A 9,108-nucleotide genomic window follows, 5' to 3' on the forward strand; every position below is an offset into this window, starting at 1 on the left:
CCTGCCACCCGAAAACTTGCCGATCCTCGAATGGCTCGGTATCAAAACGTCAAAATCACTGTGATGAACCACTAGCCCCTTCAGGTCCTTGCCATCCAGCAAGATCTGCCCGGTATATTTGACCATACCGCTGACGGCGCGCAGCGTCGTCGTTTTGCCTGCACCGTTGGCGCCGAGCAGCACGGCGATACTCTTTTCGCCGACCGCGAGCGAAACGTCGTGCAGCACCGGAATGCGCCCGTAGCCGGCGCTAACGCCCTTGATCTCGAGAACGCTCACGCTGTTTCCCCAAATAGGCCTGGATGACGCGGGGGTCTGCCTTGACGTCGGCCGGCTTGCCTTCGGCGATCTTGTTGCCGAAGTCCAACACGATGATGTCGTCCGAGACGCTCATCACCATGCCCATGTGATGCTCGACCAGCAGCAAGGTCAGGCTGAATTCGTCGCGCACCCGGACCAGCGTGTGGGCGAGTTCATCGACCTCCGAGTGCGACAGCCCGCCGGCCGGCTCGTCGAGCATCAAGAGCGAGGGACGAGACGCCAGCGCGCGGGCAAGCTCGACCCGCTTGAGCGTCGGATAAGGCAAGCTGTCGATGCGTTCATCGTGCAGGTGATCGAGCTGCAGGCGCGCCAGCAACTCCATCGCCGCGCGGCGCTGGGCGGCTTCTTCGGACCGAAGCGACACCGGCACGAACGGCGCGCGCAAGAGCGAGGTGCGACCGTGGTGATAGCCTCCGAGCATCACATTCTGCAGAACCGTTAGCGATTTCATCAGCGCCAGATTCTGGAAGGTGCGAGCGATGCCGAGTTTCGCGATGTCCTTGGACCGATAGCGTGTGATGTCAGTCCCGTCGAAGGTGATCCTGCCGTCCGTCGGATCGTAGAGCCGGCTGACGCAGTTGAACAAACTGGTCTTGCCGGCGCCATTGGGGCCGATCAGGCCGCAGATGACGTCCCGCCCGACCTGGAACGATAGCGCATTGATCGCAACGAGGCCGCCGAACCTGAGCGACAGATTGTCCACCGCCAGCTTCGGCGGCGCCGTCGCAGCCGGCGCCTTCCGCGGGGACAGATGAGCCGTTGAGCCGTTCATGTGATCTTCGTCCCCACGGTGAGGGCTAAAGAGAGTTGCCTCGACAATCCCGGGCGTTACAGGCCGAGTGCAGCTTCAGCCTGTTTGGCGACGACTGTCATGTCCGAGCCGGGCGCCGCGCTCGCCAGCGCCTTGGTCCAGATCGCGGCCACCGTGCGCGAGAGCTGGGCATCGGATCCCATCGCGTCGAACAGCGACATTGCCACGCGGACATCCTTCTCCATCAAAGCGAGTGCGAAGCCGAACTGGAAGGTGCGGTCGATGACCGCCTTCTGCCAGACATGGGTGGTCTGAAAGCTCTGGCCGGACGACGCATCGATCGCTTTGAGCATCGTCGTCGGATCAAGGCCGAACTTGGCGCCGACCGCAAAGACTTCGCTGGTGGCGGCGAAGGCCGTGGCGGCGAGCAAGTTGTTCAGCGCTTTGACCGCGTGGCCCGATCCGACCTTGCCGACCAGGAAGACCTTGGCGCCCATCTTCTGCAGCACCGGCAGCGCCCGATCGAAATCAGCCTGCGCACCTCCGACCATGATCGCCAGGCTTGCGGCTTCCACCCCTTTGACGCCGCCGGAGACCGGCGCGTCGATGAAGTGGACGCCCTTCTTGGCGGCGATCTCCGCGTTCGCGACCGAATTGGTCGGCGCGGACGAGCTCATGTCGATCACCATGGAGCCGGCGGGCAGATAATCGAGCAGGCCCTTGCCGCCATCGGCGCCGTGCAGCACCTGGTCGACGATCGCGCTTGTCGGCAGCATGAGGATCACTGCATCAGCCGAGCTCATGCCGCTCACACCGTCGACGATCCGGCCGCCGCTTGCCTTTGCGGCCTCGGCCGCACGGGCCGCATCGGTATCGTAGACGAGAATGTCCGCAATCCCCTTCAGATGCTTCACCATCTGGCTGCCCATGGCGCCCAGCCCGATGAATCCGATGGTCTTGAATGTGTTGTTGGTCATGGACGTTGTCTCCTCGTTACGACGTGTCATTGCGACTTGGCTGGCGGCTCGTAGAGCGGCGTCTTGCCCTCGTAATTGAGGACAGGACCGACCGGCACGAACTTCACGCCGTCGAACTGGGATATCTGCACGGACTCGATCGGGTAGCCGTCTTCGGCACCATTGGTGTTCAGCGTGATGCCGTCGAGCATCAGCGGCTCCTTCTGGTTCTTCATGCTGCGGGCTGCCTTCATGAAGGCCTCGCGGGTCGGCTGCTCCATCCGCTCGAACAGCCCCTTGGTCGCGTGGCAGGCGTACCAGCCGGCCGCCGCGTTTTGGTCGGCGGGATTGAGCGAGCCGCCATATTGCTTGAGCTTGGCGACGTAGAGCTTCATGTCTTCGTCGTTGGCATAGGCCGGGTTGGTCTGGTCCTTCATCCACTGGCCGCTGTAGACGCCCTTGGCGGTCTCGACGCCGGCCGGCTCGAACACGCCACCGATGCTCGATCCGACACCCCAGATGATGTGCACCGGCCTCCAGTTGATCGCCGCCATCTGCTTGAGAGCCTGCACGACGAATTTTGGCGTGGTGGCGTCGACGAACAGATCGGCGCCCGAAGCGGCAAGTCGGCTGATCTTCGCGTTGATCGTCGGTTCGCTATAGGTGTGTTCTTCGCGAGCGACGATGTTGAGGCCAAGCTCCTTGGCCGACTTCAGGAACGCATCGGCAAAGAACGGACCGCCGCTGTCATCGTTGAGCAGCGCGATCTTGGCGTCCGGGAATTTCTGCTTGATGAACGCCGCGTAGATGGCGGCTTCGGTGTTATAGGCGAGCCACGCGGCCATGGTCCAAGGGTTCTTTTCGACCTCGGACTTTGCGCCGAACATCGGGCCGCCCGTTGCGATGAACATCTGCGGCACATGCTCGGCATTATAGTACGGCCGCGATCCAAGATTGGCGCCGGTGCCGACATTGCCGACGACCGCGAACACCTTGGACTGGCTCACCAGCCGACGCGCGTTCTGCACCGCACGCGCGGGCTCCATCGCATCATCCAAGATCTCAAGCCGAATCTTGCGCGTCTTGCCGTCGCCGAACTTGACGCCGCCTTGCTCAGCATTGAGGTAATTGAAGCACGCTTCCGTGCCGCGGGCGATCGCGCCGTAACCCGCATTCGGGCCGGACAATGCGGCCGAGATGCCGATCACAATTTCAGTGTCAGTAATGCCATTCTCTGCGTGCGCCGGTGTGACGATGGTGGCTGCACCCACCCCCAACGCTAACGACAACAGACAACCCCACGCATCGCGTGGCCGCGCGTGCGACATCGTCTTCCTCCCTGATATTTTTTGGATGCTGCGCACCCTTAGCGCGAATTAAGACACGAAGTATTTTTTGGATCAAGATATATATATTTATAAAGCGCCTAAGGATATTGCGCTGCGACGTGATCCGGACGCGCCAATCCGACGAAGGTCATTTGTTCGGGCGTCAGCATCTTCTTCAGTCGCGACTGAGGAACGTCAGCGATGACACTCCTATCGTGCGGCGGGACCGCAGTCGTCGTAATCAGAGGAACTTTATTCGACTCCGTTGGCGATGGCGATCCGCAGACACATCAATTACGACCTGACCGCATCGACCACGTGCCACTGCAGCAACGAGTATGGCGGATCGGAATCCGGATGATGCTCGAACACGCCTTTAGCATCCGCTCCGATCAAGACTTCCTGCAGGGGATCACCTAGCACGTTGCCCACCATGCGGACGCCGCCGGCCTGCGGAATCTCCACGAGCACGACGAGGTACGGACCATGCTGGTTGAGCGCCGCATGCGAAGGATGCCACACACGCTCCCAACTGAAGATACGGCCGCGCGGCTCGACCTCGACCCACTCGGGATCGAAGGCGTGGCAGCGATGACAAATCCATTCCGGTCCGAATTGCCAGGTTTGGCAATGGCTGCAGCGCTGCACCAAAAGCCGGTTTTGCCACAAGCCTGCCCAGTAAGGCGCCGACAAGCCATCGGGCTCGGCCACCGGAATCGGCAGGCCTTTCGGAAGATAGGTCGCGCTTGCGCTGCTGCTCATAACGTTGCACTCGAGCCGAGAAGAAGATTGCTGACCGGCGTCACCATCGGGCCACCGATGACCATTGCCACATCATTCCGTGCGACCTGGTTTGACGATGTGCCGCGCACCTGGCGCACGGCCTCGAGCACAAGCCCGAAACCATGCATGTAGCATTCGGCGAGATTGCCGCCGCTGGTGTTGAGCGGCAGCCGGCCGGAGGGCGCGATCAGGTTCTCGAGGGTGAAAAAGTCGTTCGCCTCCTCCGGCCTGAAGAAGCCATGCTCCGCCAATGCCATCACGACCCCGCCGGTGAAGTTCTCGTAGCTCTGGACCACGCCGATATCGGATGGGCCGAGGCCAGCCATCCGGTAAAGGTCGAGCGCCACCGTATCGAAGCTGGCACTGGCATAGAGCGGCGAATTGTGCGGAATCGCACCCGTGCGATGCCCCGATCCGACGGCTGCACCGAGCACGTAGACCGGCTTCTGGCGGAAGTCCTTCGCGCGCTCCTCGGGCACGAGCACGAGCGCCGCCGCACCGTCATTCTCCATGCAGCAATCGTAGAGATGAAAGGGCTCCACGATCCAGCGCGAAGCATCGTATTTCGCCGGATCAAGCGGCTTGCCATGCATGACCGCGCGCGGGTTCGCCTGCGCATGGTGATAGGACGCCAGCGCAATCGCGCGAAGGGCTTCCTGCCGCACGCCATGGTCATGCATAAAGCGGCGCACCCGCATGGCGAAGCGCTGCGGCGGCGCGAGCACGCCATACGGCATCAGGTAGGCTTTCTCGCCCGAGATGTTATCGATGCCCGTGGTCTGCCCGAAGCGGCCGTACTGGCCCTGCGCCAGCGATCGGAACACGACCACGCAATCGGCGAGACCGGCCACGATCGAAGCCGCCGCATTCGCCACCGCCGCGCAGCACCCTCCACCGCCTCCGCCCCACTGCATCGTCGCAGTGCGCAGCCTATGCGTGCCGAGCGCGGCGGCAAGCCGCGACGCATCGCTGCGGTCGTCGCTGTACGAGGCGAAGCCGTCGATGTCGCGCGGATCGAGCCTGGCATCATTGCAGGCGGCGAGGATCGCCTTCAGCGCGAGCTTGAATTCCGCGTCCGGCGAGGCGCCGTGCCGATAATACTCGGTCTCGCCGATCCCGATGACGGCAACGCGGCCCCTGAGCGTACGATCGCTCCGCCCGCTCATGCCCGCTTGTCCGCCGACGCCGGCTGGCGACGAGCGCCAAGCCCGCCCTCTTCCGCAAGGCGTGCCAGCCGCGCGTCGTCGTAGCCGAGCACCTCGCGCAGAACTTCCTCCGTGTGCTGGCCCACGGCCGGCGCAACGACGGGATCCACGACCGGGGTTTCAGAATATCGGATCGGCAGGCTCACATTCGGCACCCATCCGACCGTGGGATGCGGGATGCGTGTCACGATCGCACGCTCCCGCGCTTCCGGAGAACGAATGGCCTCGCCGATGCTGCGCACCTGCCCGCAGGGCACGCCCGCCGCCCGCATCCGCGATTGCCAGTACGACCATGGCTGCTGCGCGAACGCTTCACCAAGGATCGCGAACAATTCGTCGCGCCAGCGGATGCGTTCGGGGCCGGTCGCGTAGATTTCGGCCGTGGCCATGTCGGCGCGGCCGATCACCTGCGCCATCAGCCGCTGAAAGATCTTGTCGTTGCCGCAGTTGATATAGAAGGAGCGGTCTTGCGCCTGGAACACGCCCGACGGGCAGGTATCGGGAGACGTGTTGCCGTGCCGCTGTGTATCAGCGCCGCTGAACAGATGTTGCAGCGTGGCGTAACCCGTCATCAGCACCGCGGTGTCGAACAGGGACACCTCGATGGCTTGCCCGACACCGCTGCGCTGGCGCGCGACCACCGCGCCGAGGATCGCATTGGAGGCCATCATCGCCGTAGAGATATCCATGACCGGCGACAAGGCGCGCACGCCTTCGCGATCGGCATAGCCGTTCATGGACACGAACCCGCTCTCGACCTGCGCGATCGGATCGAAACCGAGCCGATCGGCAAAGGCGCCGTCCCGGCCATAGGCCGACACCGAACAATAGATGATGTCAGGTTTGATTCTGCGGCAATTGTCGTAGTCGAGGCCCAGTCGCTTCATCACGCCGGTCGAGAAATTCTCGACGACGACGTCCGCCGTGGCAATCAGTTCACGCACAACCTTGAGGCCTTCCGCCGACTTCAGGTCGACCGCGACGCTGCGCTTGTTGCGGTTGGTCCAGAGAAACGGAGCGCCGTGCCTGAGATCGGGATGCAAGGGCGGATAACGGCGAAGATCGTCGCCCTTCTCCGGCGCCTCGATCTTGATGACCTCCGCGCCCATGTCGGCGAGAATCATCGTGGCGAGGGGACCGGCGATGAAGTGCGAGAAATCGATCACCCGAATTCCATCCAGCGCTTTTGGCGCATCGGAGCGACGAGGCGCATGTTCCGGAAATTCCGCTTCCAGCTGATCCAGCATCTTTCACCCCTATCGGTTTGTCGTTCAGATATCCGAGATCGGCGCCGCCTTCCGTGAATGCCCGCGGCGGCTGCAGATGGTCCGTCAGTTGTTCCTTGCCTGCTGGAGCAGCGAACATCCGCCTTCATCGAGCGGCCGAAACGCTTCGGGCCCGGTGAGCACGCCGACCTGCTCCAGGAGATCCCATTTGCTCTTCGATGCTGTGGGCGATTTGACGCGGAAGATGTACATGTTGTGGATGGCGCGCCCGTCCGGACGGACGACGACGGGCCCGAACAGATCGTCGTCGATCGGCTCGCGCTTCATCTCCTGGATGATCGCCTGGGCGTCATTCGTTCCTGCAGCCAGAGCTGCATTCAAATAGGCGCGTATGGACGAGTAGACGCCGGCGTGGAATGCGGTGGGCGAATGCCCGTGCTGCCGTTCGCCGAACCGGGCCGACCAGGCCCGACTGGCATCGTTCAGATCCCAATAGAACGGCTGGGTGATGATGAGCCCCTGCGCCACCGAAAGGCCGCTCGACTCGACGTCATTCGTCGTGGTGAGCAGCGCCGCGAAGGTACGCCCGTTCTGCTTCAGCCCGAACTCCGACGACTGCTTGATCAGATTGATCGTGTCGCCACCGGCGGTGGCGAAGGAGATCACCTCGGCGCCGGAGCCATCCGCCTGCAGAATGAAGGACGCATAATCGGCGTTGTCGATGGGAACATTGACGGAGCCGACGACGGTGCCGCCGCCCGACTTGATCACCGACGTTCCATCGCGAACCATGGATTTGCCAAGCGCATTGTCGGTCGCGATGAAATACCATTTCTTGCCGCCGTGATGCACAAGGTAGTCGCCGATGGTGTGCGCGGCGGCCCAACTGTCGAAGGTCCACTGGATCGTGTTGGGCGAACAATATTGTCCGGTAAGATCGGACGAAGCGGCGCTTGACGCGATCAGCGCCGCCCTGGTGCCGCGGACGACCTCGTTCACGGCGAGGCCCACGGCCGAGTTCGGCACGTCGGCAACCGCGTCCACCTTGTCCTGATCGATCCATCGCCGAGCGATACCGGCGCCGACGTCGGCCTTGTTCTGGTGATCCGCCGAAACGATCTCGACCTTGAAGTCGGGATGCTGCTTCATGAAATCCTCGGCAGCCATTTTCGCAGCCGTCACCGATCCTGGGCCGGCGTTGTCGGAGTAAGGACCGGAGGCATCGTTGAGGACGCCGATCTTCATCGACCGCGGCGTCTGCGCCGACGCGCTCCAGGAAACGCAGAGCGCGAGGAGGGACAGTCCCAGGGAATACGGCAGGCTTCTCATGTCATGTACCAATTTCTGATTGTCGTAACGTACGCTCAAAGATCCAGGACGAGCGTCGATGATTTGGAGCCGGAGCAGCAGATCATGATTGTCTTGTTTGCCGCTCGCTCCTCGTTGCTGAGAAACTGATCGCGGTGATCCGGAATCCCCTCGATGACGCGGGTCTCGCAGGTGCCGCAGACACCTTCAGAACAGGCATAGTTCGCCGTTATTCCCGCATCCAGCAGCGCCTGCAGGATCGTCTGTCCCGACTGAACAGTGATCGTTAGTCCGCTCCGCGCGAGCCTGACCTCGAACCCGCCCTCGACGGCCGGCTTTTCCTTCGCCTTGAAGTATTCGACATGAACCTGGCCGGCTGGCCTGTCAGCTGTTGCCGCTTCGAACGCCTCGAGCATCGACACCGGGCCGCAGCAATACAGATGCGCGTCCGCCGGCGCGTTTTTGACGATCTCGGCGAGGTCGAGCATGCACCCCGCCGGCTCCTGGTCGAAATTCACGTGAAGGTTGCGATGAATGTCGGGTCGCAGCGCATGCAGTTCATCGATGAATGCCGCAGCGGAACGCGTCCTTGCTGCATAGAACAACTTCCAGGAGCGACCGAGTGTCTGGAGCCGGCGGATCATCGACAGCAGCGGCGTGATTCCGATGCCGCCTGCGATCAGCACCGAATGCGTCGCATTCTCCTCAAGGACGAAGTTGTTCCTCGGGTGCGAGATCGTGATGATGTCTCCCGCCCGGACGGTGTCATGGATGAAACTGGAGCCGCCCCGACTTGCGGCGTCCTTGTTGACGGCAACGACATAGCGGTGTCGCTCGCGAGAATCGTTGACGAGCGAATAGCTGCGGATCATTCCGTTGGCGAGATGGAGATCGATGTGGGAGCCGGCCGTGAACGCAATGAGATCGTCGCCGCCTGGAGCGACCAATGCGTATGAATTGATGCGCTCGGCCTCGTAGCTGATCCGTTTGACGCGGACTTGCATCATGTTCTCGGCCATCGGCTTCGATTGTCCTCCGGAGGCAATGGAGGCAGCGCCATCGAGCGCCGGCTCCTCCCATGCCCGATCGTCGATCTTCGCGAGAGCGGACGCGCTCACAGCTTGTATCCGAAATCGGCGCCCAACTTCGCCCGCACGTATTGCCTCACCTGAGGATGTTACTTTCGCTTGACGGATGTAGCTCCGACTGTCGGCCGGTCCGAGGTTGCGT

Annotated in this window: 9 protein-coding genes; all 9 read right to left on the bottom strand. The window is 62.5% G+C overall.

Annotated features, from left to right (window positions below):
- The coding region (locus AAFX91_RS35375; protein WP_394569629.1) for an ATP-binding cassette domain-containing protein at positions 1–279 on the bottom strand (279 nt) is incomplete at its 3' end.
- Positions 251–1,093, bottom strand: a complete 843-nt coding sequence (locus tag AAFX91_RS35380) for an ABC transporter ATP-binding protein (protein WP_394569630.1) — start codon at positions 1,091–1,093, stop codon at positions 251–253. The genes AAFX91_RS35375 and AAFX91_RS35380, both read right to left, overlap by 29 nt.
- A 56-nt stretch (positions 1,094–1,149) precedes the next feature.
- Positions 1,150–2,049, bottom strand: coding sequence for an NAD(P)-dependent oxidoreductase (locus AAFX91_RS35385; protein WP_394569631.1), 900 nt, complete (start codon positions 2,047–2,049; stop codon positions 1,150–1,152).
- 26 nt (positions 2,050–2,075) lie between these two features.
- A complete protein-coding gene (locus tag AAFX91_RS35390) occupies positions 2,076–3,317 on the bottom strand; it encodes an ABC transporter substrate-binding protein (protein WP_165421023.1) in 1,242 nt (413 codons plus the stop codon).
- A gap of 333 nt (positions 3,318–3,650) precedes the next feature.
- Entirely contained in the window at positions 3,651–4,118 is a 468-nt protein-coding gene (locus tag AAFX91_RS35395; RefSeq protein WP_394569632.1) for a Zn-ribbon domain-containing OB-fold protein, read from the bottom strand.
- Positions 4,115–5,305, bottom strand: coding sequence for an acetyl-CoA acetyltransferase (locus tag AAFX91_RS35400; protein ID WP_130577764.1), 1,191 nt, complete (start codon positions 5,303–5,305; stop codon positions 4,115–4,117). The genes AAFX91_RS35395 and AAFX91_RS35400 overlap by 4 nt, the downstream gene beginning before the upstream one ends.
- Positions 5,302–6,591, bottom strand: a complete 1,290-nt coding sequence (locus tag AAFX91_RS35405; protein WP_394569633.1) for a CaiB/BaiF CoA transferase family protein — start codon at positions 6,589–6,591, stop codon at positions 5,302–5,304. Before AAFX91_RS35405 ends, AAFX91_RS35400 begins: the two co-directional genes overlap by 4 nt.
- A gap of 84 nt (positions 6,592–6,675) precedes the next feature.
- Complete coding sequence (locus AAFX91_RS35410; protein WP_130577762.1) at positions 6,676–7,899, bottom strand: ABC transporter substrate-binding protein; 1,224 nt, start codon at positions 7,897–7,899, stop codon at positions 6,676–6,678.
- 35 nt (positions 7,900–7,934) lie between these two features.
- A complete protein-coding gene (locus tag AAFX91_RS35415) occupies positions 7,935–8,996 on the bottom strand; it encodes a PDR/VanB family oxidoreductase (protein WP_245475772.1) in 1,062 nt (353 codons plus the stop codon).
- Between the last annotated feature and the right edge of the window lie 112 nt (positions 8,997–9,108).

Source organism: Bradyrhizobium sp. 31Argb (genome assembly GCF_043638955.1).
In the GTDB taxonomy this organism is placed as follows: domain Bacteria; phylum Pseudomonadota; class Alphaproteobacteria; order Rhizobiales; family Xanthobacteraceae; genus Bradyrhizobium.